The organism is Phyllobacterium sophorae (assembly GCF_003010965.1).
In the GTDB taxonomy this organism is placed as follows: Bacteria; Pseudomonadota; Alphaproteobacteria; order Rhizobiales; family Rhizobiaceae; genus Phyllobacterium; species Phyllobacterium sophorae.
The window spans coordinates 396,449-422,045 of the sequence record NZ_PGGM01000001.1; the positions used below are offsets into that span (position 1 = coordinate 396,449).

Annotated in this window: 24 protein-coding genes; 16 read left to right on the forward strand and 8 right to left on the reverse strand. The window is 56.9% G+C overall.

What is annotated here, in order from left to right; genetic code table 11:
* Positions 1–317 precede the first annotated feature (317 nt).
* Positions 318–716 carry a hypothetical protein gene (locus tag CU103_RS02005; protein WP_106662227.1) on the reverse strand — a complete coding sequence of 133 codons (399 nt, stop codon included), beginning with the start codon at positions 714–716 and terminating at the stop codon, positions 318–320.
* A 126-nt stretch (positions 717–842) separates the two neighbouring features.
* Between CU103_RS02005 and CU103_RS02010 the strand changes: the two genes are divergently transcribed.
* A complete protein-coding gene (locus tag CU103_RS02010; protein WP_162707176.1) occupies positions 843–1,628 on the forward strand; it encodes a helix-turn-helix domain-containing protein in 786 nt (261 codons plus the stop codon).
* Between the two features lie 25 nt (positions 1,629–1,653).
* Here the strand turns inward: CU103_RS02010 and CU103_RS02015 are convergent, their stop codons facing one another.
* Positions 1,654–2,649 (reverse strand): aldo/keto reductase, encoded by a 996-nt coding sequence (locus tag CU103_RS02015; RefSeq protein ID WP_106662229.1) that lies wholly within the window; start codon positions 2,647–2,649, stop codon positions 1,654–1,656.
* Positions 2,650–2,747: 98 nt separating this feature from the next.
* On the opposite strand from CU103_RS02015, the gene CU103_RS02020 reads away from it, so the two are divergent.
* On the forward strand, positions 2,748–3,638 hold the full coding sequence (locus tag CU103_RS02020) for a LysR family transcriptional regulator (RefSeq protein ID WP_106662230.1): 891 nt from the start codon (positions 2,748–2,750) through the stop codon (positions 3,636–3,638).
* Positions 3,639–3,667: 29 nt separating this feature from the next.
* Entirely contained in the window at positions 3,668–4,654 is a 987-nt protein-coding gene (locus CU103_RS02025; protein WP_106662231.1) for a Gfo/Idh/MocA family protein, read from the forward strand.
* A 7-nt stretch (positions 4,655–4,661) separates the two neighbouring features.
* On the opposite strand, the gene CU103_RS02030 is transcribed toward CU103_RS02025, so the two are convergent.
* Entirely contained in the window at positions 4,662–5,822 is a 1,161-nt protein-coding gene (locus CU103_RS02030) for a zinc metalloprotease HtpX (protein ID WP_106662232.1), read from the reverse strand.
* A 226-nt stretch (positions 5,823–6,048) separates the two neighbouring features.
* On the opposite strand from CU103_RS02030, the gene dnaK reads away from it, so the two are divergent.
* The 10 genes from dnaK to CU103_RS02080 all read left to right on the forward strand — a co-directional run bounded on the left by dnaK (position 6,049) and on the right by CU103_RS02080 (position 15,601).
* Positions 6,049–7,968 (forward strand): molecular chaperone DnaK, encoded by a 1,920-nt coding sequence (gene dnaK / locus CU103_RS02035; RefSeq protein WP_106662233.1) that lies wholly within the window; start codon positions 6,049–6,051, stop codon positions 7,966–7,968.
* A gap of 148 nt (positions 7,969–8,116) precedes the next feature.
* Complete coding sequence (locus tag CU103_RS02040) at positions 8,117–8,611, forward strand: YciE/YciF ferroxidase family protein (protein WP_106662234.1); 495 nt, start codon at positions 8,117–8,119, stop codon at positions 8,609–8,611.
* Between the two features lie 70 nt (positions 8,612–8,681).
* On the forward strand, positions 8,682–9,317 hold the full coding sequence (locus CU103_RS02045; protein WP_280954576.1) for a cysteine hydrolase family protein: 636 nt from the start codon (positions 8,682–8,684) through the stop codon (positions 9,315–9,317).
* A 228-nt stretch (positions 9,318–9,545) separates the two neighbouring features.
* Positions 9,546–10,676: a molecular chaperone DnaJ gene (dnaJ, locus tag CU103_RS02050; RefSeq protein ID WP_106662235.1), complete on the forward strand. Its 1,131-nt coding sequence runs from the start codon at positions 9,546–9,548 to the stop codon at positions 10,674–10,676.
* A gap of 84 nt (positions 10,677–10,760) precedes the next feature.
* A complete protein-coding gene (gene pmtA / locus CU103_RS02055; protein WP_106662236.1) occupies positions 10,761–11,357 on the forward strand; it encodes a phospholipid N-methyltransferase PmtA in 597 nt (198 codons plus the stop codon).
* 51 nt (positions 11,358–11,408) lie between these two features.
* Positions 11,409–11,993 (forward strand): NADPH-dependent FMN reductase, encoded by a 585-nt coding sequence (locus CU103_RS02060; RefSeq protein WP_106662237.1) that lies wholly within the window; start codon positions 11,409–11,411, stop codon positions 11,991–11,993.
* A 93-nt stretch (positions 11,994–12,086) separates the two neighbouring features.
* The gene (pyrF, locus tag CU103_RS02065; protein ID WP_106662238.1) at positions 12,087–12,785 is read left to right on the forward strand and encodes an orotidine-5'-phosphate decarboxylase; all 699 of its coding nucleotides are present in this window, start codon (positions 12,087–12,089) and stop codon (positions 12,783–12,785) included.
* 138 nt (positions 12,786–12,923) lie between these two features.
* Positions 12,924–13,211, forward strand: coding sequence for a DUF1330 domain-containing protein (locus CU103_RS02070; RefSeq protein WP_106662239.1), 288 nt, complete (start codon positions 12,924–12,926; stop codon positions 13,209–13,211).
* Between the two features lie 185 nt (positions 13,212–13,396).
* Complete coding sequence (locus CU103_RS02075; protein ID WP_106662240.1) at positions 13,397–14,674, forward strand: polyhydroxyalkanoate depolymerase; 1,278 nt, start codon at positions 13,397–13,399, stop codon at positions 14,672–14,674.
* 312 nt (positions 14,675–14,986) lie between these two features.
* A complete protein-coding gene (locus CU103_RS02080) occupies positions 14,987–15,601 on the forward strand; it encodes a transglutaminase-like cysteine peptidase (protein ID WP_106662241.1) in 615 nt (204 codons plus the stop codon).
* 53 nt (positions 15,602–15,654) lie between these two features.
* On the opposite strand, the gene CU103_RS02085 is transcribed toward CU103_RS02080, so the two are convergent.
* From CU103_RS02085 to CU103_RS02105, 5 genes are all read right to left on the reverse strand, one after another.
* A complete protein-coding gene (locus CU103_RS02085; RefSeq protein WP_106662242.1) occupies positions 15,655–17,187 on the reverse strand; it encodes a YifB family Mg chelatase-like AAA ATPase in 1,533 nt (510 codons plus the stop codon).
* Between the two features lie 115 nt (positions 17,188–17,302).
* The gene (gshB, locus tag CU103_RS02090) at positions 17,303–18,244 is read right to left on the reverse strand and encodes a glutathione synthase (RefSeq protein ID WP_106662243.1); all 942 of its coding nucleotides are present in this window, start codon (positions 18,242–18,244) and stop codon (positions 17,303–17,305) included.
* An 87-nt stretch (positions 18,245–18,331) separates the two neighbouring features.
* Positions 18,332–18,637 carry a septal ring lytic transglycosylase RlpA family protein gene (locus CU103_RS02095; protein ID WP_245448574.1) on the reverse strand — a complete coding sequence of 102 codons (306 nt, stop codon included), beginning with the start codon at positions 18,635–18,637 and terminating at the stop codon, positions 18,332–18,334.
* Positions 18,638–19,122: 485 nt separating this feature from the next.
* A complete protein-coding gene (gene uxuA / locus CU103_RS02100; RefSeq protein ID WP_106662245.1) occupies positions 19,123–20,313 on the reverse strand; it encodes a mannonate dehydratase in 1,191 nt (396 codons plus the stop codon).
* Between the two features lie 36 nt (positions 20,314–20,349).
* On the reverse strand, positions 20,350–21,105 hold the full coding sequence (locus tag CU103_RS02105; protein WP_245448542.1) for a GntR family transcriptional regulator: 756 nt from the start codon (positions 21,103–21,105) through the stop codon (positions 20,350–20,352).
* 253 nt (positions 21,106–21,358) lie between these two features.
* Here CU103_RS02105 and uxaC point away from each other — a divergent pair, with 253 nt between their 5' ends.
* From uxaC to CU103_RS02120, 3 genes are all read left to right on the forward strand, one after another.
* Entirely contained in the window at positions 21,359–22,756 is a 1,398-nt protein-coding gene (uxaC, locus tag CU103_RS02110; RefSeq protein ID WP_106662619.1) for a glucuronate isomerase, read from the forward strand.
* Between the two features lie 21 nt (positions 22,757–22,777).
* A complete protein-coding gene (locus CU103_RS02115) occupies positions 22,778–24,265 on the forward strand; it encodes a mannitol dehydrogenase family protein (RefSeq protein ID WP_106662246.1) in 1,488 nt (495 codons plus the stop codon).
* 121 nt (positions 24,266–24,386) lie between these two features.
* Positions 24,387–25,565 carry an ABC transporter substrate-binding protein gene (locus CU103_RS02120; RefSeq protein WP_106662620.1) on the forward strand — a complete coding sequence of 393 codons (1,179 nt, stop codon included), beginning with the start codon at positions 24,387–24,389 and terminating at the stop codon, positions 25,563–25,565.
* The last annotated feature ends 32 nt before the right edge of the window (positions 25,566–25,597 follow it).

The window sequence follows — 25,597 nt, forward strand, 5'->3', positions numbered from 1 at the left end:
AAATGTCTATCCATTTTCGAGCCTTTGCGACAAAGTAGCCGGGCGAAAAGACCATATCCTGCGGGCGCCGAATCGTCTGCGAGCTGCAGTGTAGAACCGTTCGGCCGGGGGAAGGCCCCGCCCTTCACGTTTCTCCTCGCATCTTCTTGCCGTTTCAGGCGCCATTTCGATCATATTAACAGGTCCTGACCCTAGAGCCACCGGCGGGTTTTTTTAAAGTCGCCAATGGCGGTCAGGAATAGGCCTTACCGCAATTCGTCTGTCAAGAGCACGCGAAAGGAGGCCCGGGGGCCGCCCTTTAGCTTGCATGCGTCAGATCAAGCTGGTTCACTGGAACCAATTGCCTTCAGGCCTTGCCATTCGACAAGGGCAAAGCAGCCAACGGCAGCCGTTACGGCAAGACTGGCAATAACGCCAAGAGCTGTAAATGCCGATGGCATCAGCATCAGGATCGCCGGGACGCCAACGACCCAGAGCAGATCCGCGGCGAAGACAAAGCCGACGAGCAACGCGGATGCGGATTTCCACCGGGCGATGAGGCCGACATCCACTGCGAACAGAATGAGCGCAACGCCGAGCGTGGCAATGAGCCAGACCGGTGCCCCAGGCATCAAATAAATCGCTGAAAGTTCGGCAAATAGCACAAGACCGAGCCCGGTTATGCCTGTCAGGACCGCATTGATCATCAGGCCAGTTTTCAGATTGATATTGATCATGTTCATTCTCCTTTGTTCGTGTTGATGACCGCACATTGCGAGAAAGAGGTAGGCGAAACAATTACCTCTGAAGTAATGGATACACTGCAGGTTGAATGGCATCCTGTTCGAAAATGGGAAGCATCCATGGAATTTGGTGATCAACTGAAGCAATGGCGTTCGCACAGGCATCTAAGCCAGCTGGATCTGGCCCTCGATGCCGGCATTTCGGCTCGGCATTTGTCCTTTCTCGAAACCGGCCGCGCCCGTCCTTCCGAAGGCATGATCGTCCGCATCTGCGAGACGCTCGAATTGCCATTCAAGATTCGCAACGAGCTGTTCACTGCCGCCGGATTTGCGCCGCGTTATCTTTCCGCCGAGCGCGAGGGTATTGCTGGTCTGCCGCCGTTGCTACGCGATACGTTGCTTATGATTCTTGCGCGCCATGCGCCGTGGCCGGCGGTCGCCTTCGACGCAGATCACAACATCCTTGCTGCCAATGACGGTTTCACGGGACTTGCCGATGCGCTCGGCATTGGCATTGCGCCGGGCATCAACATGTTGGCGCTGGTGCTGGAAAATGGGCCAGTACGTTCAGCGATAGCCAACTGGCCTGAGGTCGCCGTTTTGTTTCTCAAGCGTGCACGCAACGAGGCGCGGCTTTACGGTCCGCGGAGCGAACTCGCCAGACGCATCGCCATCTATGAAAATGATGCGGAGTTTGCAGCGCTGTTGCGCAACGACGAGAGCGAACGCAACCCGCCTCCGGTGATTACGGTGCAACTGCGCCTGGGTGAAGCGGTCACCAACTGGATCACCACCCTCACGGCTTTTGGTTCGGCCCAAGAGGTTTTGACGGAAGGGATTTTCATCGAGCAATATTTTCCGGCGGATGACGCAACGCCGGCCATTGCAGACAGTGCGGGGTGCTGATTGCTCAGCGCCCCGCGTTTTGAAATCAGCCGTTGACAAGAGCGAGCGAGGCATCCGTGTAACGCTTGCCCGCGACGCGGGTCGGGGAAAGCGCGTCGCCGATCTTTGCAAGGTCGGCTGCGGAGAGGGAAATATCTGCCGCGGCCGCATTCTCTTCCAGATGCTTGATCTTGCGCGCACCGGGGATCGGCACGATGAAATCGCCCTGATGCAAGACCCAGGCGAGGGCAAGTTGTGCCGGCGTGACACCCTTGTCCGCCGCCAGGCCTTTCAGCGTGGCGATCAGTACGGCATTGGCGTCCATGTTTTCCGCCTGGAAGCGCGGCAGGGTCTTGCGCCAGTCATCGGCGCCGAGTTCATCGGGCTTGTTGATCGTGCCGGTTAGAAGACCGCGTCCTAGCGGGCTATAGGGCACGAAGCCGATGCCAAGTTCGCGGCAGACGGCGAGGACCTCGTCTTCCGGCTCGCGGCTCCACAGCGAGTATTCGCTTTGGACGGCGGCGATCGGATGGACTTTGTGGGCACGGCGGATCGTGGCGGCACTGGCTTCGGAAAGCCCAAGCGCCTTCACCTTCCCCTGCTTGACGAGGTCGGCCATGGCGCCAACCGTATCCTCGATTGGCACGTTCGGGTCGACGCGGTGCTGGTAGAACAGGTCGATCTGTTCGATGCCGAGCCGCCCAAGCGAAGACTCCGCGACAGCTTTCAGATGTTCCGGACGGCTGTCCACGCCGACCATGCGCGAGAGACCTTCGCCCTCGTCGGCAATCTTGAAGCCGAATTTGGTGGCGATTACAACCTTATCGCGGCGGCCTTTCATCGCCTTGCCGACGAGGATTTCATTGTCGAACGGCCCATAAACTTCGGCCGTATCGAAAAAGGTAACCCCAATATCCACCGCACGATGCAGCGTCCGGATCGCATCGGCTTCGTCCTGGCCGCCATAGGCGAACGTCATGCCCATGCATCCAAGTCCGATAGCCGGGACGCTGAGTTCCGTTCCGAGTTTGCGTTTTTCCATCACTGAGCTCCTTCTGGTGTGGTGAGGCGAAGGTAAGCGGGTAAACGTTGTTCGATAATTGCCTTAATATTTTACAGCTTGTTCTATATGATAGATCAATGGATCGATCCCGGCTTCCTCAACTGGCAATATTTGCCACCGTTGCTGCCTCCGGCGGCTTTCGTGGCGCGGCAAAGGAGCTGGGCATTGCGCCCTCTGCCGTCAGTCATGCCATCTCCAGTCTCGAGCAAAGTCTCGGCGTGCGGCTTCTGGCCCGCACCACGCGCAGCGTCGCCGTTACAGAGGAGGGCGCGCTGCTGCTCAAGCGGCTTCGCCCGGCCCTGGGGGAGATCGACCTGGCGCTCGATGCGGTAAAGGAAGCGAACAACCGCGTTGCCGGCAATCTGCGCCTGAGTGTTCCGCCCTTTGCCGCCCACTGGCTGCTTGCGCCGCGTCTGGCGGCCTTCAGCGAGGTCTACCCCGGGGTCACGCTGGAATTGCGGGTCGAAGAGCCCTTCAAGGACATCGTCGCGGCGGGCGTCGATGCCGGCATGCGGCTTGGTGAAAGCCTGGAGCCGGACATGATCGCCGTGCCGATGAGCCGTCCGATCCGGGCCAGCATTGTTGCGGCCCCTGCGTATTTCGAAAAGTATCGCGTGCCTTTGCATCCCCGCGACCTCGCGGAGCACCTGTGCATCCGCCGGCGTTTTTCCAGCGGCCAGATCTATCGCTGGGAATTCGAAAAGGATGGCGAGGAAATCGTCCTCGAAGTGAATGGCCCATTGATCCTCGGTGATGACCGGCTGGTTGTGGAGGCCGCGCTGGGCGGTGCCGGAATTGCGTTCCTTTTGCAATACATGGCGCCGGAAGCGATTGCAGAGGGCAGGCTGCGCCGCGTGCTCGAAGATTGGTGTGCGCCTTTTCCGGGTGTCTACCTTTATTATCCGAGTCGCCGGCAGATGCGACCGGCCCTTCGCGCCTTCATTGATTTCTTCAGGTTTACGACCTAGGTTGCCGCCGGCGAGAAGGAGAAAACATCATGTTCCGTTGGGGTGTATTATCGACAGCAAAAATCGGGGTAACGGCGGTCATTCCCGCTATTTGTGACGCGGAGAATTCCGTACTGTCCGGCATCGCCAGCCGCGATCTCATGAAAGCGCGTGCAGTTGCCGAACGTTTCGGAGCACCGCATGCTTTCGGCTCATATGAGGCCATGCTGGCATCGAAAGATATTGACGGCGTCTATATCCCGCTACCCACTTCGCAGCACGTCGAATGGTCGTTGAAGGCGGCTGAAGCGGGCAAACATGTCCTGTGTGAAAAGCCGATCTCCTTGCATGCCAGTGAAATTGCGGCCTTGCAGCGCGCCCGCGATACCAATGGCGTGCTGATCTCGGAAGCCTTCATGGTCACCTATCATCCGCAATGGCTGAAAGTGCGTGAACTTATCGCGCAGGGCGCGATCGGCAAACTGCGCCGGGTGCAGGCGGCCTTCACCTATTTCAACAAGGATGCCGGCAATATGCGCAACCAGCTTTCGCTGGGTGGCGGGGCCTTGCCCGATATCGGCGTCTACCCGACCGTCGTCACCCGCTTCGTCACCGGCAAGGAGCCGGTCCGGGTCACAGCCACGGTGGAACGCGATCCCGACTTCGGCACGGATCGCTATGCCAGCGTTCGCGCGGATTTTGACGGGTTCGAGCTGACCTTTTACGTTGCGACGCAGCTCGCCGCGCGTCAATCGATCGTGTTCCATGGTGATGAAGGCTATATTGACGTGCTCGCGCCATTCAACACCGGCAAATACGATCATGCAAAGATAACGCTCCACAACAGCAATCACAGCAGCGCCACCGAGTATAATTTCAGTGACGTCAATCACTACCGTCTGGAGGTTGAAGCCTTTGCCCGTGCGGCAAAAGGCGAGGATGTACCGGTCTTCACGCTGGAAAATTCAGTCCTCAACCAGAAGCTGATCGACGCCATCTACCGGGCCGACGAAACCGGCAACTGGGAAACGGTCTGACGGGGCCTTACCAATAAACGCCGCCGCGGGTGACATGCACGCGCGGCTTGCCGTTGGGGGCATAGAGGCTCTGGGCACAAGCCTCGCAATCCGCATCGGCATCCGGCACGACCGGATGGATTGCCTGGGTGTTGATCAGCGACAGGATTTCCAGATTGTTGGAATTCCAGCGCCCATACTGCTGGCCGATCTGCGGCACCGATCTTGGCCGCGTGCGGATGTGCTCCTGCGGCTTGAGCGAAAGGCGGACGAGAATATCGTCCGGCATCTTGTCGCCGCGCGCCACAACCGCACATGCCTCTTTCAATGCATTCAGCCGGGCGACACGTGCATCAGTCAGAGGATGTGTACGAAGAATTGAGGGATCGGGAATGCGCCCTCCCGGCAGGATGAGATTTTCCCAGACCTTTCCCTGCGCCTTTTCGAGCTTTACCAATGCATGGGAAAGCCCGTCCGGATCACCTGTCAGCATCGCCGCGCCGAGATCGGCGTCGAATTCGCGGGTACGTGACAGCGCCATTTGCAAAAGACCGCCAATTGTCGGCGCGAACAGCAGCACGATGACGCCAAGCCATGGAACCTGCGCAACGGAACCACTGGCAAGCCAGGTGATATTGAACAATAGCGAGACAATGCCGATCGTCGACATCAACGAAGTGAAGCGTGACACCGTATCGGCAAGCGCCATTACCTTGAGATCTTCGTTGCGGATATGGCTGATCTCATGCGCCAGCACCCCCGTGAGCTCGCGTGCCGTCAGAGCCCGAATCAGCTGGTCAGTGACCGCGACGACCGAATCGTCCTTCCGCCCGACGGCAAAGGCATTCATCATCCGCGAAGGGATCACATGCAACTTTGGCGCCTTGGGCAGCCCCGCACGCCGGGCAAGCTCTTCGACGATTGCCAATCCTTGCGGGAATTCGCCGCGCGTGACGGGCCTTGCCTTATACATCGTCAGCACCATTTGAGGACTGATGCGCCTTATCGCAAAAAGGCTTATTCCGCCAAAAACAAAGGCGTAGGCGATGCCGGCGGGACCTGCCAGTGTCCAGGCGCAGACGATGAGCAGGACAAGACTGCCTGTCAGGAGCAGCCAGGTATGCAATGTATTGATCAGCCGGCTTCGCCGGTGTCCGGGGGCGTGGAGGTGAAGGCTGCTATCGGTCATGGACGATATATGGGGCTAAAAAGGCCGTTTGCCGAGTCTTTTAAGGTGATTAAGCATGCAAATGCTGCAGCTTCTGACTTGCATGGTAATTTCCCCCTTCTTATATAGCCCCCAACACTGTAAGTACCGTTCGCCTCGGCGGTCCTGAATTGTTGAAACCCCCTAGGGGCTGCTGAATGGAATGCTCGGCAGAGGTCCCAGCAGCCTGCTGAATGGAGATAGAGTAATGGCTAAAGTTATCGGTATTGATTTGGGAACGACCAATTCCTGCGTCTCTGTCATGGATGGCAAGAACGCGAAGGTCATTGAAAATGCGGAAGGTGCACGGACGACGCCTTCGATCATCGCGTTTACGGATAGCGATGAGCGCCTTGCGGGCCAGCCGGCCAAGCGTCAGGCCGTCACCAATCCAGAAGGAACCGTCTTCGCGGTCAAGCGCCTTATCGGCCGCCGCTTTGACGACCCGACCGTCGAAAAGGACAAGAAGCTTGTTCCCTACCACATCGTCAAAGGCGATAATGGCGATGCTTGGGTAGAAGTACACGGCAAGAAGTATTCGCCTTCGCAGATTTCTGCAATGATCCTGCAGAAGATGAAGGAAACAGCGGAAGCCTATCTCGGTGAAAAGGTCGAAAAGGCTGTCATCACCGTTCCGGCTTACTTCAATGACGCCCAGCGTCAGGCAACCAAGGACGCCGGCAAGATCGCTGGCCTTGAAGTACTCCGCATCATCAACGAGCCGACCGCTGCGGCGCTTGCCTATGGCCTCGACAAGAAGGAAGGCAAGACAATCGCCGTATACGATCTGGGCGGTGGTACGTTCGACGTATCGATCCTCGAGATCGGCGACGGCGTTTTCGAAGTGAAGTCGACCAATGGCGATACGTTCCTTGGCGGCGAGGACTTCGACATGCGTCTGGTTGAATATTTTGCAGCCGAGTTCAAGAAGGAACAGGGCATCGATCTGAAGAACGACAAGCTCGCCCTGCAGCGCCTGAAGGAAGCTGCTGAAAAGGCAAAGATCGAACTGTCGTCGGCTCAACAGACCGAAATCAACCTGCCGTTTATCACTGCCGACGCTTCTGGTCCGAAGCATTTGACGATGAAGCTGTCGCGCGCCAAGTTCGAGAGCCTCGTTGATGACCTGGTTCAGCGTACCGTTGATCCTTGCAAGTCGGCGCTCAAGGATGCCGGCCTCAAGGCTGGCGAGATCGATGAAGTGGTTCTCGTCGGCGGTATGACCCGCATGCCGAAGATCCAGGAAATCGTGAAGGCCTTTTTCGGCAAGGAACCACACAAGGGTGTAAACCCGGACGAAGTGGTTGCCATGGGTGCCGCCATTCAGGCCGGCGTTCTGCAGGGCGACGTCAAGGATGTTCTTCTGCTCGACGTTACCCCGCTGTCACTCGGCATCGAAACACTGGGCGGTGTCTTCACGCGTCTGATCGAGCGTAACACCACGATCCCGACAAAGAAGTCGCAGACCTTCTCCACGGCCGAAGACAATCAGTCCGCCGTGACGATCCGCGTCTTCCAGGGCGAGCGCGAAATGGCCGCCGACAACAAGGCGCTTGGCCAGTTCGATCTCGTCGGCATTCCGCCTGCACCGCGCGGCGTTCCGCAGATTGAGGTCACGTTCGATATCGATGCCAACGGTATCGTCAATGTCTCGGCCAAGGACAAAGGTACGGGCAAGGAGCATCAGATCCGCATCCAGGCATCCGGTGGTCTGTCCGACGCCGATATCGAGAAGATGGTCAAGGACGCCGAGGCCAATGCCGAGAGCGACAAGAAGCGCCGTGAGGCTGTCGAGTCGAAAAATCAGGCTGAAGCTCTGATCCATTCGACCGAGAAATCGCTGAAGGATTATGGCGACAAGGTCTCGGCCGAAGACAAGCAGGCGATCGAAACTGCTCTTGCCGAGTTGAAGACAGCCGCGGAAGGCGACGACGCCGAGGTCATCAAGGCAAAGACGCAGACGCTGGCCGAAGTTTCGATGAAGCTTGGTCAGGCCATGTATGAAGCTTCTCAGGCGGCGGAAGCGGCCGAAGGCGGCGAGGCCGATGCGACTGCCAAGGCGGATGATGATGTCGTTGATGCCGATTTCGAAGAAATCGACGAAGACGGCAAGAAGAAGTCCGCCTGATCTCTGCCATATACCCAGCGAAAGCCCGGCCACAGTGCCGGGCTTTTTGTTTTTGCGCCTGGCTTTGGCTGCCAGCATCCCACGCGGGAACTCTATCCGCTTTCGATGGTTACTTTGTGGTTGCTGACAACCAACAGGGAGAGATCACATGGCAGATAAAACGCTCCAGACATTGTTTCATGAAACGCTAAAGGACATTTACTACGCCGAACGCAAAATTCTCAAAGCCTTGCCGAAGATGGCGAAGGGTGCAAACTCCTTGGAGCTGAAAGCAGCCTTCGAAAAGCATCGTGACCAGACGGAAGTGCATGTCGAACGTCTTCAGCAGGTGTTCGAACTATTCGGCAAGCGTGCGCAGGGCAAGACATGCGAAGCCATTGAGGGCCTCATAGCAGAGGGTGAAGAAATCCTGGAGGACTTCAAAGGCCAGCCGGCAATCGACGCAGGGCTTGCGTCGGCGGCTCAAGCGGTCGAGCACTACGAGATGGCCCGCTATGGAACTCTGGCCAGGTGGGCAGGGGAGCTTGGTATGAAGGACGCTCAAAAGTTGCTTGCGGCAACCTTGCAGGAAGAGACCGCAACTGACAAAGCGCTGACTGCGCTTGCGGAAGGTTCGCTCAACCAGACCGCGAAAGCCGCCTGAACGTCAGGGCGTGCCGTCGCAACACATGGCGGCGCGCCCCTGATCCAAAATCCATGACGGAGAATGAGCTGTGGCGACAGGCTTGCGGTTTGGCCACCTCGGCCCATGCACAAAGCACTTGTGCGTTGACATGCAAGGCATTTTTACCGGGAACAGCCCTTGGGCAATGCCTTGGTTCGATCGCGTTCTTCCAAATATCCATAAACTGGTTTCATTTTTGCCATCCGGCACAATCTTTACCCGATTTATCCCTGCAGATACGCCGGCATCGGCTGGCGGAAGTTGGAGTCGCTACTACAGAACCTGGTATGCCATGACGCTGGAGCATCTGGAACCGGGCCAGATTGATCTCGTCCCCGAACTCGCAAAATATGTTCCGCCTGCTGCAGTGGTCGACAAGCGGGTGTATTCACCTTGGTATTCCGGCGAACTGCAGGCGGTCTTGGCACGATCCAATACCGACACGCTGATTGTTTCAGGTGGAGAAACGGATGTGTGCGTTCTGGCTTCCGTGCTGGGTGCCATCGATGTGGGATACCGGGTAATAGTGGCGACAGATGCAGTATGCAGTTCGTCGGACGAGACACACGACGCTATACAGGTATTTTTTGGTCAGCGGCTATCGCAACAAGTGGAAACGGCCGAAACGGCGGAGATTGTCGAGGCGTGGCAAAGCCCACTATTGAGGACTGTCCGAAACGGATAAGGTGCGGCGTTCGACGGGAAATTCGCGTCGATGGGAGCGGTAGGGTTTGTTTCCGCGCACCCAAAATCGTGGAAGACTTGCCACATAATTGCAATAATGCGCAAATATGCGCCATTTGGGGCGAATCAATATAAGTTGGCTATGGCATTCATGGCGGTGAACACCTAAATACCGGCTTTAAAAGGCTTCTGAAGAAGCATCTGCGATTTTCTAGGAACGAGTGTCTGGATGAAGGCTGACTATTACGAAACCCTCGGCGTAGCGAGAAGCGCTGATGAGAAAGAGCTCAAGAGCGCTTTCCGTAAACTGGCAATGCAATTTCACCCTGACAAGAATCCGGGCGATGCCGATGCCGAGCACCGGTTCAAGGAAATTGGCGAAGCCTACGAAACGCTGAAGGACCCGCAGAAGCGTGCGGCCTATGACCGGTTCGGTCATGCTGCCTTCGAGAACGGCGGCATGAATGGCGGCGGTGGTGGATTTGGCGGTGCCGGCGGGTTTGCCGATATTTTCGAAGACATTTTTGGCGAGATGATGGGTGGCGGCCGCCAGCGGCGGTCGAGTGGTCGTGAACGTGGTGCAGACCTGCGCTACAATATGGAAATTACACTCGAAGAAGCCTATACCGGCAAGACGGCGCAGATCAGGGTTCCGACTTCGATCACCTGCGACGAATGTTCGGGTAGCGGGGCCAAACCCGGCACTCAGCCCGTCACATGCAGTATGTGTAGCGGCTCAGGGCGCGTTCGCGCAGCCCAGGGATTCTTTTCCATCGAGCGCACCTGCCCGACCTGTCACGGCCGCGGCCAGATCATCAAGGATCCCTGCCCGAAATGCAGCGGCCAGGGACGCATGACCGAGGAGCGCGCGCTTTCTGTCAATATTCCGGCAGGTATTGAAGACGGCACGCGCATTCGTCTGACCGGTGAAGGCGAGGCTGGCTTGCGTGGCGGCCCGTCCGGCGATCTTTATATTTTCCTGTCTTTGAAACCGCATGAATTCTTCCAGCGGGATGGCGCGGACCTCTATTGCAAGGTTCCCATCTCGATGACGACGGCGGCATTGGGCGGGCAGTTCGAGGTGGCGACGCTCGATGGCACGCAGACCCGGGTCAAGATCCCCGACGGCACGCAGAATGCCAAACAGTTCCGCCTGAAGGGCAAGGGCATGCCGGTCCTGCGCCAGCCTGCCATGGGCGACCTCTATATCCAGATCGCAATAGAGACCCCGCAGAACCTCAACAAGCGGCAGCGTGAGCTTCTGGAAGAGTTCGATCGGATCTCTTCGCAAGACAACAGCCCTCAATCTTCAGGTTTCTTTGCTCGCATGAAGGAGTTCTTTGAGGGCCTAAGCGAATAATTTTATTGCTACTTCTCGTTGGAGCGGCCTTGCTTCCGCCACGAGTTGCGTCATAAACTTTTCTGGCTGCGACGGAGGATGAGCATGTCACGACCTTTGGGTAAAAAACTGGCCGAGAAATTCGGCGAGGAAATCCGTTTCTTCAAGGGATGGATGCATGGCCCTAAGGCTGTCGGCTCGATCCTGCCGACGAGTTCCATCACGGCACGCCGCATGGCCAGTGTCGTCAATCCCCATTCAGGCCTCCCCGTACTTGAGCTTGGACCTGGAACCGGTGTCATCACCCGTGCGATTCTCAACCGCGGTGTTGAGCCTTCAAATCTCTATAGTGTCGAGTACTCGCCGGATTTTGCTGAACACCTGCGCGAAGATTTCCCCGGCGTGAACATCGTCGAGGGCGATGCTTTCAACCTGGATGTGACACTCGGCGACAAACGCGATCAAAAGTTTGATTCGGTGGTCTCTGCGGTGCCGCTTCTGAATTTTCCTGTCGGCGATCGGGTCAAGATAATCGAGGATCTGTTGCGCCGGATTCCGCATGGACGCCCCATTGTGCAGATCACCTATGGGCCCATGTCGCCTGTCCCTGCCGGACGCGGCAATTACAAGATCGAGCACCTCGATTTCATCATTCGCAATGTTCCGCCGGCCCGGCTTTGGGTCTACCGCCGGGTCGACTGAAAATCTATAGTCCCTTTTCCGACATATCGTACACAGTAGCGAGGGGCTTTGATGCTGCCTAAAATTCTGGTCTTTGCCGGCTCCAACCGTACGGGTGCCTATAGCAAACAGGTGGCCAATGTGGCCGCGAGAACCTTGGTGGAGCTCGGGGCCGAGGTGACGCGCATTGCGCTGATCGACTATCCGCTGCCCATCATGGACCAGGATCTGGAAAAGGAAAAAGGCATTCCGGAAAACGCGATGAAGCTTGGCCGGCTGTTTGCCGCGCATGACGGCATCCTCATCGCTTCACCCGAGTACAATTCCTCGATCCCGCCGCTCCTGAAGAACACGATCGATTGGGTAAGCCGGATTTCCAAGGATGGCGAAAAGCCTTTCAAACCCTATGCAGGCAAGATTGTAGGGCTCTGCTCCTCTTCCGAAGGAAATTTCGGCGGTGCCCGTGGCCTCTATCATTTGCGCTCCGTTCTGATGAATGTCGGTACGCAGATCATCACCGAACAGTGCTCAGTTATTCGGGCGCATCAGGCTTTCGCCGAAGATGGTTCCTTCCTTGATGACCATACTGCCAAGTCGATGCAGCGGGTCTGCCAATCGCTGATCGACCATACGAGATTCGCCGTTTCCCGCCGGTAACCGCGATTTCATTGCCGGTTATGCTCATGACGTATTTCCTCGAGGGCTCTTCTGTGCGATGGGGGAGCGATCAACAACATAAGGTGGTTTGTCATGACGGATGCGGCTTTGCGCGAGCGCCTGATCGTAGGCCTTGATGTGCCGACACTTAACGTAGCCGAGCAGATCGTCAGCGAACTCGGCGATGCGGTGTCGTTCTACAAGATCGGCTATCAGCTGGCATTTGCGGGCGGGCTTGGCTTTGCCAGCGAGCTTGCAGGCTCGGGCAAGAAAGTCTTTCTCGACATGAAGCTGCTCGACATCGACAATACTGTTGCCAAGGGTGTCGAGAACATTGTCAAGATGGGGGTCTCGATGCTGACGCTCCATGCCTATCCCAAAGCCATGAAGGCGGCGGTCGCGGCTGCCCGCGGATCGGACATCTGCCTCCTTGGGGTCACGGTCCTGACCTCGATGGACCAGCAGGATATAGTCGATGCAGGCTATGAGCATGATCCGCATACACTGGTCCTGATCCGGGCTGAACAGGCGCTTCGTGCAGGGATGGGCGGGGTAGTCTGTGCGGCGACGGAAGCTGCCGCGGTGCGCAAGATCGTCGGGCAGGACCTTGCTGTCGTCACGCCTGGCATCCGGCCAGTTGGCGCCGATGCCGGCGATCAGAAGCGCGTTATGACGCCCGCCGATGCGCTCCGTTCCGGTGCGAGCCATCTGGTCGTTGGACGGCCGATCGTCGGGGCGCCGGACCGCAAGGCGGCGGCTGAGGCGATCCTTGCGGAAATGTCGGATGCTTGAGGCAGCACCACTGGCGAGAATTGCATGAGGTTTGAGCAAGATCCGCTCAAGAATCATTGAATCTTGCCCAGGAATTGGCTGGAATGGCTTAAATTTCTCAACTCTACCGGGCAATCCGGTTGTGAAAGGATGAATAGAATGGCCAAGGGATACTGGATTGCGCGGGTCGACGTGAGGGATACGGAACGCTACAAGGACTATGTATCGACGGCAAAACCCGCCTTCGAAAAGTACGGCGCCAACTTTCTGGCGCGTGGCGGTGACTATCACGTGCTGGAAGGTCAGGCACGCGCCCGCAACGTGGTCATCGAGTTCCCGTCACTGCAGGCTGCAGTCGATTGCTACAATTCGCCGGAATATCAAGCCGCAAAGGCAATCCGCATCACCGTCGCCGACGCCGAAATGCTGGTTGTCGAAGGGGTCTGAAGGGACTGACGTTCCATTCAACCGCAATGCAACTGTAGATAGCGAACATTTTTCTGTTCCCTTATTCTTTTGTTGCATTGCAATATCGGTGGAACCCGGTAGGGTCACTGACCAATCAAGATTATTTTTACCTGTAAGGGTGACGTAGCCTGGATTGCCGTTGTGTCGATCGATCGGAAAATGGAATGTTCTACCAGCTTTATGAACTCAACCATGCCGCGCTCCAGCCCTACCGGGCTTTCGCCGATGCAACCAAGTTATTCTACGATAACCCATTGAATCCATTGTCTCAAACGGTGGTGGGGCGCTCCATAACCGCGATGTGCGAACTGTTCGAACGCACCACGCGTGCCTATGGCAAGCCTGTCTTCGACCTGCCGACGACCTTGATTGATGGAATCGAAACCGATGTGAAGGAAAAGATCGTTTGGTCAAAGCCCTTCTGCAACGTCATTCATTTCAGGCGCTCCCTCGCGGCCACGCGCCCTGGCGATCCGAAGATTCTCGTGGTCGCGCCCATGTCGGGACATTATGCAACGCTACTGCGGGGGACGGTTGAAGCACTGCTCCCGCATGCTGAAGTCTATATCACCGATTGGGTCGATGCGCGCACTGTTCCGCTTAGCGACGGCAATTTCGATCTCGATGACTACATCGATTATGTCATTGAAATGTTTCATGCATTGGGTGAAGATACCCATGTTGTGGCTGTCTGCCAGCCCTCGGTCCCGGTTCTCGCCGCCGTTTCCATCATGGAAGCAAATGACGATCGTTACTCACCCTCCAGTATGACATTGATGGGGGGCCCGATCGATACCCGCAAGAATCCGACGGCCGTCAACAAGCTGGCTGAGGAAAAAGGCATCAACTGGTTCCGCGACAATGTGATCATGTCGGTTCCTTGGCCGCATGCCGGATTCATGCGTGACGTTTATCCTGGCTTCCTGCAGCTGTCCGGCTTCATGAGCATGAACCTGGACCGCCATATTACAGCGCATAAGGAATTCTTCATGCATCTGGTCGAGGAAGACGGAGATTCCGCTGACAAGCATCGGGAATTCTACGATGAATACCTGGCGGTCATGGATCTGACGGCGGAATTTTACTTGCAGACGGTTGATACGGTGTTCGTGCGCCAAGCGTTGCCGAAAGGCGAAATGACCCATCGCGGAGTGCCGGTTGACCCCGCCGCCATTCGAACTGTCGCGCTTCTCACCGTTGAGGGTGAGAATGACGATATATCTGGTGTTGGTCAGACCAAGGCAGCGCAGACCCTTTGCGTCAATATTCCGAAAGAGATGCGGATGCATTATCTTCAACCGAAAGTTGGCCACTATGGTGTATTCAACGGGTCGCGTTTCCGTGCCGAAATTGCACCACGTATCGTCCAGTTTGTTAACGATCACGCACAGGTGAACCGCAATAGCAATGTGACGCCGATAGGAAAACGCGCACGAGCCTAACCCGTTTGATGTAGCCGGCATGAAACACGAACGAATTTCACACTTGGCAAGCCGCTAACCCCCGGTCCAGCCAGCAGTTTTTAAAAAAGAAATTAAAACAATGACATAGTAATGGGTTTGCGGCGCAATGGGTCGCCGAAATTTCGTGCACGACACTCGGTTCTAATTCTCAATAATATTCGGAACATGCAAAACCTCCAATTTTAACCATATATTAACAATGGCGGGACCGTGGCGCCATTGTGATTGACTCATGTCCCCTCCCGCCGTTAACGTTTTGTTAACGATGGCTGATCGGGTTTGGAGTGGGGCATGTTCGGAGCGGCAAGGGTTATGAAGTGCATGGGGATTGCAGTAGCACTCCTTATGGTGTCGCTTGGTGCAAACCCCGCTTCGGCATCCGAGGCATTCATGACCACAGGTGGTCTGACATCGCAACCAATCGGCCACTATGAATTCTGCAAGCGCACGCCGGACGAGTGCTCCATCCGCAGCCGCAATGTGATGCCCGAAAAGATGAACCATGATTTCTGGCAGCTGATCGTCAGCATCAACAGCAGTGACAACCAGAAGATAAAGCCATTGACTGACATGGAGATCTATGGCGTCGAGGAATATTGGGCCTATCCCGACAAGGTCGGCGATTGCGAAGACTACGTCCTGCTTAAGCGGCGTGATCTGATGCAGGCGGGGATATCTCCAGCCAATCTTCTGATTACCGTGGTTCGCAAGCCCGATGGCGAGGGCCATGCGGTTCTGACCGTGCGCACCGACAAGGGGGATTTCGTCCTTGATAATCTGGTCGATGGCGTGAAGAACTGGTCAGAGACCGAGTACACGTATCTCAAGCGGCAGGCGACCAATAATACTGGCCGCTGGGTCAGCATCGAAGCGCCTACCAACATTCTGGTCGGTTCGGTTCAGTAGAAAATCAATATTGGAGGGCGTGCCGGATCGAAAGGTCCGGCACTTTCGCTTGGTCATGCCGCTTGGTTAACGGTGTCGGCGGCGATACGGTAGGAAATTGCTTCGGCAAGGTGAATGCGTCCGACGGTCTCTTGGCCGTCGAGATCGGCCAATGTTCGCGCTACTTTCAACACGCGATGGTAGGCGCGGGCAGAAAATCGCATCTGCTCGCTGGCCTGCTGCAGCAGCGAAATGCCCTGACCATCGGGTTGTGCGACTTGTTCAATCAAGGCAGCCGAACATTGCGCGTTGGTTGTGATGGAGGGAACGCCTAATTCTTCGTAGCGCCGCTTCTGTATAACGCGCGCTCGTGCAACCCGCGCGGCGACAACGGCGCTGCTTTCTGAAGCGGAAGGGCGGATGAGATCGGTAGCGCTGACGGATGGAACGTCGACCCTTATATCGATGCGGTCCAGCAACGGACCGGAAATCCGCGCCTGATAATCCTGTCGGCAACGTGGTCCACGGGCGCATTGATGACCCGGCTCGCCTGCCATACCGCAGCGGCAGGGATTCATGGCGGCAACAAGCTGGATTTGCGCCGGATAGGAAATGCGGTGATTGGCCCGCGCGATCATGCACTCTCCCGTTTCCAGTGGTTGACGAAGCGAATCAAGCACCTGCGGTGTGAATTCGGGAAACTCATCCAGGAAAAGCACACCGCGATGGGCTAAGGAGACTTCACCCGGACGGGCCCGAATGCCGCCACCGACCATTGCCGCCATGGAAGCGGAATGATGTGGCGCGCGAAATGGCCGTCTGTCCGTCAGCTTTCCACCCATGAGCTCGCCCGCAATCGAGGCGATCATTGATACATCGAGCAGCTCCCTCGGCAGGAGGGGTGGCAAGATTGAGGGCAACCGCTGTGCCAGCATGGATTTGCCCGATCCTGGCGGCCCCATCATGAGCAAATTGTGACCTCCGGCTGCCGCGACCTCGAGCGCACGGCGTGCGCTTTCCTGTCCTCTTATTTCGGCAAGATCCGGCAAGCCGGTCGCACTGGCCTGCATGGCTGGCTCGGGTCGGGACAGAACCTGTGTGCCGCGAAAGTGGTTGGCAAGCCCGATCAAGCTCAGAGGCGCCAGAATATCTATATCGGAACCGGCCCAAGCTGCTTCCGGACCGCATGAAGCGGGGCAAATCAATCCCCTTTCCTGCCGGTTGGCGGCGATTGCGGCGGGCAGAACGCCAGCCACGTGGGTTATCGTCCCGTCGAGAGACAGTTCGCCGAGCACGACATAATTTTGCAGCGCATCGGCCGGCATGGCACCAAGCCCCGCCATAAGCCCCACGGCAATAGGAAGATCATAATGACTGCCTTCCTTCGGCAGGTCGGCAGGCGCGAGATTGACCGTGACCTTCTTCACTGGCATCGATAGCCCGGATGCATGCAGGGCTGCCTGGACCCGTTCGCGGCTTTCCGCCACTGCCTTGTCTGGAAGCCCGACGATGTGCATTCCCATTTTTCCGGGGGCGATCATCACCTGCACATCTACAGGCTTCGCTTCAATACCCTGAAAGGCGACCGTACGGACGCGGGTGACCATGAAATCTTCCTTGAAAATACAAACGCTTAAAACGAAATAGTGCCAATGACGCTACATCAGCACACTTCACGCTGCATGACAAGAACATTAAGAGAACAGATTGATTCGGTTCGCGTTACCTGCGTTTGGCTTCGACAGCGTCCCAGAACAACGCGGCAATATCCGCTCCGCCAAAACGCTTGACTTCCCGAATGCCCGTTGGTGACGTCACATTGATTTCGGTCATGTAGTCACCGATCACATCAATACCGACGAGAATAAAACCGCGCTCGCGCAAGGACGGTCCGATGCGCGTGCAAATTTCGCGCTCGCGCTCGGTGAGTTCAGTCTTCTCGGCGCGCCCGCCGACATGCATATTGGAACGGGCATCGGTTTCTGATGGCACGCGGTTGATGGCGCCGACCGGCTCGCCATCGATCAGGATGATCCGCTTGTCGCCAGCGCGCACATCCTTCAGATAACGTTGGGCGATGAAGGGTTCACGGAACATCTGCCCGAACATCTCCAGCAGCGATGTGAGATTGCGATCACCATCGGCCAGATGAAAGACACCCGCACCGCCATTGCCGTATAGCGGCTTTAGAATGATGTCGCCGAACTCCTTGCGAAAGGCCGCGATTTCCTGGCTGTCCTTGGTAATCAGCGTTTCCGGCATCAGATCCGGAAATTCGGTGACGAAGATCTTCTCCGGGCTGTTGCGCACCCATGCCGGATCGTTCACGACCAGCGTCTTCGGGTGGATCCGCTCCAGAATATGCGTTGTCGTAATGTAGTTCATGTCGAAGGGCGGATCCTGGCGCAGCAACACCACGTCCATCTCCGACAAATCGCGCGAGAGAGGTTCGCCCAGCGTGTAGTGATCGCCTTCGATGTCACGAACGGTAAGCTCTTCGACGCGCGCCGAAACCACGCCGTCGCGCATGCTCAGCCGGTCCGGCGTATAATGATAGAGACTGTGGCCGCGCTTCTGCGCTTCGAGGCAAAGCGCGAAGGTGGTGTCGCCACCAATGCGGATCGAATTGATGTGGTCCATCTGGACCGCGACTTTCAGTGCCATGGAACGCTCCCCGACAGGATTAGGAATGCTCACATGGCGATGTCACGTTCATCGGTCAAGGTCAATGCCATGACCTTCAAGATCGGGTCAGAGGCGGGCCATGCATATGTTGGTGTGACCGGCGCCAACAAAGCCGAGACGGTTGGCTGCGCCCTTCGAGAGGTCAATCACCCGGCCCTTGATGAATGGTCCGCGATCATTGATGCGCACGACGATTGACTTGCCGTTGCGCTGGTTGGTGACTTTGACCTTGGAGCCGAAGGGCAGGGTGCGATGTGCAGCGGTCAGAGCGGATGGGTTCATTCTCTCACCTGATGCCGTCTTCGAATGCAAAGCATACCACGAAGCACCGCCACAGGCTGATCCAGCATTAGCTGATGCTGCACCAAACATCACAATAAGAATGGATGCAGAAAGTACCGTACGGATACTTGCAAAAGAGACCATGTTGAAATTCGCACTTTTTATGGCCCGTGGCAGAACTGCCGGACTGAAGACACACGCGTGAAGATTGACCCCCGGGCAAGTAGATCGTAGCGTGAGCGAGTAGCTCCTTCTATTTTAGAGAAATGTGGCGTTGAGGTGTCTTGTGCTGGAAACACTGCCTAGATCAGCGAGCAAGATGAGCCAAGTTACTCAAAAAACTTGTCTTAATATGATTCAAAACGTGATCGGATTTGCTTCGAAAGGCGCGGGACATGCCGTGCCACGTTCTCGAACTATGGCGATAATGTGGTCAATATTGACAGAATTATTGGACGGTATAGGGCGCGGCCGCTAGATCGGCAGGATATAGTTAATATGAGTTAATACTTTTGGTGCAGAAAACCCCGGATCGCAGGGAACCGGGGTTCGTTATTTTGAAAATGTGATCGGGATTATGCCAGTGCGTTCGCATCCAGGGCATGGATGATGCCGCGCAGCTCCGCCAAGCCACGCAGACGGCCGATCGCAGGGTAGCCGGGCGTAACATCCTTGTTCAGATCATCGAGCATGCGTTGGCCATGATCTGAGCGGAACAGAATGCTGTTTGCCTTGTCACGCTTGCGATCTTCAGCAAGAAGCTCGCGCAGGACGGCGACCATATCAACATCGCCTTCCAGATGCGCTGCCTCGTGAAAGCTGCGGCCATCACCCTCGCGCGTCGTCGCGCGCAGGTGCGAAAAGTGGATCCGCGTAGCAAACCTCCGGGCAATCTTCGGCAGGTCGTTGTCGGCACGCACACCGAGGCTGCCCGTGCAGAAGCACATGCCATTGGCGGGCGATGGTACGGCCTCGAACAATACTGCGTAATCCGACTCGGTCGAGGCAATGCGTGGCAGTCCAAAAAGCGATCGCGGCGGATCGTCCGGGTGCAGGGTCAGCTTTACGCCAAGATCGTCGGCGACAGGGGTCACGGCCTCGAGGAATTCGATCAGATGCTGACGCAGCCGGTTTGCGTCGATGCCGGAATAGGCATCGAGCTTGTCGCGGAACGCTGGGATGGTCAGCGGTTCTGTCGTTGAGCCGGGCAGGGCGCTGGCGATGTTGCGGGTAAGATCGGCGATTTCCTGCGCACCCATAGCCTCATAAAGATCGCTGGCGATATCCCTGTCCGCTTCGGAATAGTCGTACTCGGCGCCCTTGCGTTGCAGAATGTGCAGATCGAACACAGCGAATGTATTGTGATCGAAGCGCATGGCTGTCGAGCCGGTTGGCGTGACATAGTCAAGGTCGGTGCGGCACCAGTCGACGACCGGCATGAAATTGTAGCAGATCACTTTTATGTCGTTGGCAGCGAGTGCTTCCATGCTGGCGATCCAGGCGGCAATCTCGTGTTTTGCTGCCCCTCCAAGGCGTTTGACTGCATCCGGTATCGGGATGCTCTCGACAACGGACCATGTCAGCGGCGTGCGGCCCGCAGGTGTCGTTTCGATCAGGGATTTGCGTTCCCGCACCTGTGCTTCGGTCCAGGCTGCTCCGATAGGCACCTCATGCAGGGCCGATACAATATCGGTAGCCCCCGCCTGTCGTACATTATCGAGTGACACACCGGCTTTCGGGCCAAACCATCGCCACGCCTGACGCATTCATTCCTCCGTCAATTCTTGAATTTCATCCCACATTCAGACAAATGACTTGGGATTGCTCTTTCTCAGTTCGTCAATATCGGGAATGACGGCATTCAGATGCTGTTTCATCGCTGCACAGGCGGCAGGAACGTCATGGGCTTCAATGGCATTGCGAATGATCTTGTGCTCGGACAGTACATGCTCCATTCGCCCGAGCGCCGGCAACGTCATGCGGCGGGCGCGGTCGATCTGCACCTTCACCGGTTTCAGATAATTCCAGATGCCGGGATGGCCGGAAATTCCTGCAATCGCTTCGTGGAACGCTTCATCGGCTTCGTGAAACGCACTCATATTCTGCCGGTCGGCCAAGAACTGTTGCCGGGCCAGGATTTCATCCAGAAGTTCGATGTCTTTCGCGGTGGCTTTTATTGCAGCACGCTCGACCGTTGCGCCCTCGAGTGCCTGGCGGATCACGACCGCTTCCGGAATGAGCGCGACTGGAATGCGGGCGACAAAGGTTCCCGATTGCGGAAAGACATCGACAAGGCCATCTTCGACCAATCGAATAAGTGCCTCGCGCACCGGGGTGCGACTGACGCCAAAGCGTTCGGTGAGGACTTTTTCATTAAGCGGAGTGCCGGGAGTCATTTCCATGGACACGATCGCCGCATGCAGTTCGCGGTAGATAGCCGTGGCGGTGGTCACGCGTACAACCGCAGCGCCACGGCTTCCGGATGCGCGTACGTCGCTGGCAACTACTGCCGGTCCCTCGGCGGCCACGCTTTTTTCTCCCCGGTTTTGTGCTGTCATTCCAGCGCTCCATTTCCTCATGTCGGATGTTAACATCCTGAATGATGGAATTCCGTTCAAATTCATAGTCCAAAGCCCGTGCTGTGCGATGATTTCAAACGCGACGGTGACTGTTGACATACTAATATATTATTATTTACTCTTCGCCAAGATCATCGATGCTCAATGTTCACATGCGGCGTAAACTGGATTGCCAGAAACTTCGCCACACACGCGGCCGAGCAGACAATCAATGACGCAGCAGGGACGCAGAATGATGCTTCATCCGGACCGACTTTTTCCAATCGAAGCCGACGCTCGCGGGATAGCCCGGCGCCTGTTCAGCACGGTCGAGCATCTGCCTATTGTTTCGCCGCATGGCCATACAGATCCACTTTGGTATGCCAATGACGAGGCTTTTCCCGATCCTGCCAGCCTGTTCGTGAAGCCTGACCATTATATTTTCCGCATGCTTTACTCGCAGGGTGTGAAGCTGGAAGATCTTGGCGTGCCGCGCCGGGATGGTGGACCGGTCGAGACGGATGGGCGCAAGATCTGGCGGCTTTTCGCCAAGCACTGGCATCTGTTTCGTGGCACGCCATCACGCCTGTGGTTCGAACATGCGCTCCAGACCGTGTTTGGCGTTGAGGAGCGGCTGAGCGAGAAGAATGCGGACGCTATCTACGACCGTATCGCGGAGAGCTTGACAAGTCCGTCGATGCGCCCGCGTGCTCTCTACAAGCAGTTTGGAATTGAAGTCGTTTCCACGACGGATGCGGCAACGGACGATCTCGCCGCGCATGACGCAATTCTGAAGTCCGGGTGGAGCGGACGCGTCGTGCCCGCCTATCGTCCGGATGCCGTGGTTGACGCCTCGCGTGCGGATTTCAGCACAAATATCGAACAGTTCGTGGCGCTCGCCGGAACCAAGCTCGATTATCAAGGCTATCTTGAAGCACATCGCGTGCGCCGGGCTTATTTCAAGGCGCGGGGCGCGACCTCCACCGATCACGGCCATCCCAATGCACGCACTGCCAATCTCTCCGCCGCGGAGGCATCGGCGCTGTTCGAGCGTATACTGAAAGGGGCTTCGGCTGGCGATGCAGACCTGTTTCGTGCACAGATGCTCACGGAAATGGCGCGCATGAGCATTGAAGATGGTCTGGTCATGCAGATTCATCCTGGTTCATTCCGCAATCATAATCCTGCGCTTCTCGACCGGTTCGGCACCGACAAGGGTGCCGATATTCCGCAGGCGACGAGCTATGTCGAAGAATTGAAGCCTTTGCTTGATGCTTTCGGCAACAATCCTCGTCTGACCCTTATTCTCTTCACACTTGACGAGACGAGCTATAGCCGCGAACTGGCGCCGCTAGCGGGGCACTACCCTGCCTTGCGTCTTGGTCCTGCATGGTGGTTCCATGACAGTCCGGAAGGTATGCGCCGGTTTCGTGAGCTCACCACGGAGACCGCCGGTTTCTATAATACAGTGGGCTTCAATGACGATACGCGTGCTTATCTTTCGATACCGGCGCGTCATGATATGGCCCGGCGCGTCGATTGCGCATTCCTGGCGCGGCTCGTCGCCGACTATAGGCTGGACGAGGACGAGGCGCACGAAATTGCGCATGATCTAGCTTACGGGCTGGCAAAAGAAGCCTACAAACTTTGATAACAATCGCAGGCGTAAAGAATGACACCGACCGAACACGACCGTCTATCAACCAGCACACTCCATCGTCTCGCAAAGGATGTGAATCGGCCGGAATACAGTAGGGGCCAGGTCCGGACCGGCATCGTCCATATGGGTATTGGCGCATTCCACCGCGCGCACCAGGCAGTCTATACGGACAGTGTTCTTGCCAGCGGCGACAATAAATGGGGCATTCTCGGCGTTTCATTGCGTAGCGGTGATACGCGCGATGCATTGGCGCCGCAGGACGGTCTCTACACTGTTGCGACGCGCGACGGCAGCGGCGACAGCTTCCGTGTGATCGGCAGCATCGAAAAGGTGCTGGTAGCACCGGAAAACCCGGAAGCGGTGCTTGCCGCGATGGTTGATCCCGAAATCAGGATCGTCTCGCTGACGGTAACCGAAAAGGGCTATTGTTATTCTCCTGCTTCCGCATCGCTGGACGAGAGACACGAAGATATCGTCCACGATCTGGCCGACCCCGCCACGCCGCGCTCGGCTATCGGCTTCATCGTCGAAGCCCTCGCCCGTCGCCGCGATAATGGCACGGAACCGTTCACACTGCTTTCCTGTGACAATCTTCCGGCCAATGGTGAAACCCTGAAAAGAGTTGTTATCCGTTTTGCCGAGCTGCGCGATTCCGGGTTAGGGAAATTCATTCGCGACAAGGTAGCCTTTCCCTCAACAATGGTCGACCGCATCGTCCCAGCGACAACCGATGTCGATCGTACGATTGTGGCCGAGGCGACTGGTCTTTCGGATGCGTGGCCGATCATGACTGAGCCCTTTACGCAATGGGTGGTGGAGGATCACTTTCCTACCGGCCGGCCGGCGTGGGATAAGTTCGGTGTGGCGTTCGTTGACAATGTCGATGCCTTCGAGCTGATGAAACTGCGGTTGCTTAACGGCAGTCACTCGACGTTGGCCTATCTTGGCTACCTTGCCGGCCATGAGACCGTTTCCGACGTAATGAAAGCCGAGGGCTTCAATGCGCTTATCGAAGCGATGATGGACGACGAAATATCGCCGACACTTCCGCCGCTCCCGGGCTTCGATCTCGATGCATACAAGGCCCAACTGCGTGCACGTTTTTGCAATCCGGCACTGCGCCATCGCACCTGGCAGATTGCCATGGATGGCTCACAAAAGCTGCCGCAGCGCCTGTTGAACACGATCCGCAAGCGGTTGGAGCAGAAACAACCCTTCGACCGTCTTGCTCTCGGTGTTGCCGGCTGGATGCGTTACGCAACGGGTTTCGATGAATCCGGAAAGGCAATTGATGTGCGCGATCCGCTCGCCAATGAATTCAAACAGCGCACCGCCGGAAAAACATCCAGTGCCGACCTTCTCGATGCCTATCTCGGTCTTGAGCAGATTTTCGGACAGGACCTTCCCGGGAACCTCGAATTCCGCCGGACCGTCGGCGATGCCCTGGCGAGGCTTTTACGGGAAGGTGCGGCACGAACCGTCGCGGGGAAAGCGCTCTAGGCGAAAGCCCTTGCTATCTCCATCTGATAGATTAATATATTAAATCTCGATAACGACCGGATATGGGAACCCGGTCATGCCTGAAAACGGGATATTGGGAATCAACAGGGAGGAAATCATGATCCGCATTACACGCAGACAAGCCATTGGCGGTCTGGCAGCTGTCGCAACGCTACCGGCGACGCGTCTTTTCGCTCAATCCAAGCTGGCGCTGCCAACGTCACCCGTCGCGCTGAATGTCGCCGACGTGGCTGGCAATCTCGCGCTCACCCAGACGGCTATCGAAAACTACGCCAAGGCGAAACCTGAGCTCGTGTCCAAGATCACCTTTACCAAGGCGCCGGCGCCGGAACTTCCGGGCAAATTGAAAGCCCAGCAGGCAGCGAACAGACTCGATATCGACCTTGTCCTCACCGGCACCGACGCACTATCCGCCGGCCTTGAGCAGGACCTTTGGGTCAAGCTGCTGCCCGATCATTCCGCATCATTACCAGATCTAGCTGCGATCTATCTTGAGCCTGCGCATCGCATGCTGGCGCTTGGCAAGGATCATGGCGTCATCGTCACCTATTACCCGTCCGGTCCGCTCCTCGAATACATGCCTGATCGTGTGAAAAAGGTCCCGGCCACGGCGGAAGAGCTTCTCGCCTGGGCCAAGGAAAATCCGAACAAGTTCCTCTATGCGCGCCCGGCCAATTCCGGCCCTGGACGTACCTTCCTGATGGGCCTGCCCTATCTTCTTGGTGACGCCGATCCGCATGACCCTGTGAAGGGCTGGGACAAGACTTGGGCCTATCTCAAGGAGTTGCACAAATATATCGAATACTATCCGACCGGTACCGGCGCATTGATGAAGGAACTCGGCGAGGGGACGCGCGACATGACCGTCTCCACGACTGGATGGGACATCAACCCGCGTGTACTCGGCGTGGTCCCGAAGGAAGCGGCTGTAGCAACGCTCAAAGGTTTCCATTGGGTGGCTGACGCACACTACATGTGCGTGCCGAAAGGCATTGCCGACGAGAAGCTTGCCGTGCTTCTCGACCTGATGAGCTTCCTGCTCACACCGGAACAGCAGGCCTTTACCTATGACAAGGGCTATTTCTATCCGGGTCCGGCGGTAAAGGACGTGCCGCTTTCCATGGCACCGCAGGAAAGCCAGGATGCGATTGCCGAGTTCGGCCGCAAGGAATATGCCGACTGGATCGCCAACAATCCGGTGGAAATTCCGCTCGATCCGTCTGCGATGGTCGTCGCGTTCCGGCGTTGGGACGAAGAAGTCGCGGGCAAGAAGTCCTGATTGATGCTTGATTTGGTGCTGTCCGGGGGTTG

Bases quoted from the DNA above. Each gene is read 5' to 3' on its own strand.
- CU103_RS02030 (WP_106662232.1), bottom strand. From the start codon at position 5,822: ATGACCGATAGCAGCCTTCACCTCCACGCCCCCGGACACCGGCGAAGC.
- CU103_RS02105 (WP_245448542.1), bottom strand. From the start codon at position 21,105: ATGACAGCACAAAACCGGGGAGAAAAAAGCGTGGCCGCCGAGGGACCG.
- gshB (WP_106662243.1), bottom strand. From the start codon at position 18,244: ATGGCACTGAAAGTCGCGGTCCAGATGGACCACATCAATTCGATCCGC.
- CU103_RS02015 (WP_106662229.1), bottom strand. From the start codon at position 2,649: ATGGAAAAACGCAAACTCGGAACGGAACTCAGCGTCCCGGCTATCGGA.
- CU103_RS02075 (WP_106662240.1), top strand. From the start codon at position 13,397: ATGTTCTACCAGCTTTATGAACTCAACCATGCCGCGCTCCAGCCCTAC.
- CU103_RS02070 (WP_106662239.1), top strand. From the start codon at position 12,924: ATGGCCAAGGGATACTGGATTGCGCGGGTCGACGTGAGGGATACGGAA.
- CU103_RS02095 (WP_245448574.1), bottom strand. From the start codon at position 18,637: ATGTTTGGTGCAGCATCAGCTAATGCTGGATCAGCCTGTGGCGGTGCT.
- pmtA (WP_106662236.1), top strand. From the start codon at position 10,761: ATGTCACGACCTTTGGGTAAAAAACTGGCCGAGAAATTCGGCGAGGAA.
- uxuA (WP_106662245.1), bottom strand. From the start codon at position 20,313: ATGCGTCAGGCGTGGCGATGGTTTGGCCCGAAAGCCGGTGTGTCACTC.
- CU103_RS02040 (WP_106662234.1), top strand. From the start codon at position 8,117: ATGGCAGATAAAACGCTCCAGACATTGTTTCATGAAACGCTAAAGGAC.
- CU103_RS02060 (WP_106662237.1), top strand. From the start codon at position 11,409: ATGCTGCCTAAAATTCTGGTCTTTGCCGGCTCCAACCGTACGGGTGCC.
- CU103_RS02010 (WP_162707176.1), top strand. From the start codon at position 843: ATGGAATTTGGTGATCAACTGAAGCAATGGCGTTCGCACAGGCATCTA.
- CU103_RS02085 (WP_106662242.1), bottom strand. From the start codon at position 17,187: ATGGTCACCCGCGTCCGTACGGTCGCCTTTCAGGGTATTGAAGCGAAG.
- CU103_RS02080 (WP_106662241.1), top strand. From the start codon at position 14,987: ATGTTCGGAGCGGCAAGGGTTATGAAGTGCATGGGGATTGCAGTAGCA.
- dnaJ (WP_106662235.1), top strand. From the start codon at position 9,546: ATGAAGGCTGACTATTACGAAACCCTCGGCGTAGCGAGAAGCGCTGAT.
- CU103_RS02020 (WP_106662230.1), top strand. From the start codon at position 2,748: ATGGATCGATCCCGGCTTCCTCAACTGGCAATATTTGCCACCGTTGCT.
- CU103_RS02115 (WP_106662246.1), top strand. From the start codon at position 22,778: ATGACACCGACCGAACACGACCGTCTATCAACCAGCACACTCCATCGT.
- CU103_RS02025 (WP_106662231.1), top strand. From the start codon at position 3,668: ATGTTCCGTTGGGGTGTATTATCGACAGCAAAAATCGGGGTAACGGCG.
- dnaK (WP_106662233.1), top strand. From the start codon at position 6,049: ATGGCTAAAGTTATCGGTATTGATTTGGGAACGACCAATTCCTGCGTC.
- uxaC (WP_106662619.1), top strand. From the start codon at position 21,359: ATGATGCTTCATCCGGACCGACTTTTTCCAATCGAAGCCGACGCTCGC.
- pyrF (WP_106662238.1), top strand. From the start codon at position 12,087: ATGACGGATGCGGCTTTGCGCGAGCGCCTGATCGTAGGCCTTGATGTG.
- CU103_RS02005 (WP_106662227.1), bottom strand. From the start codon at position 716: ATGATCAATATCAATCTGAAAACTGGCCTGATGATCAATGCGGTCCTG.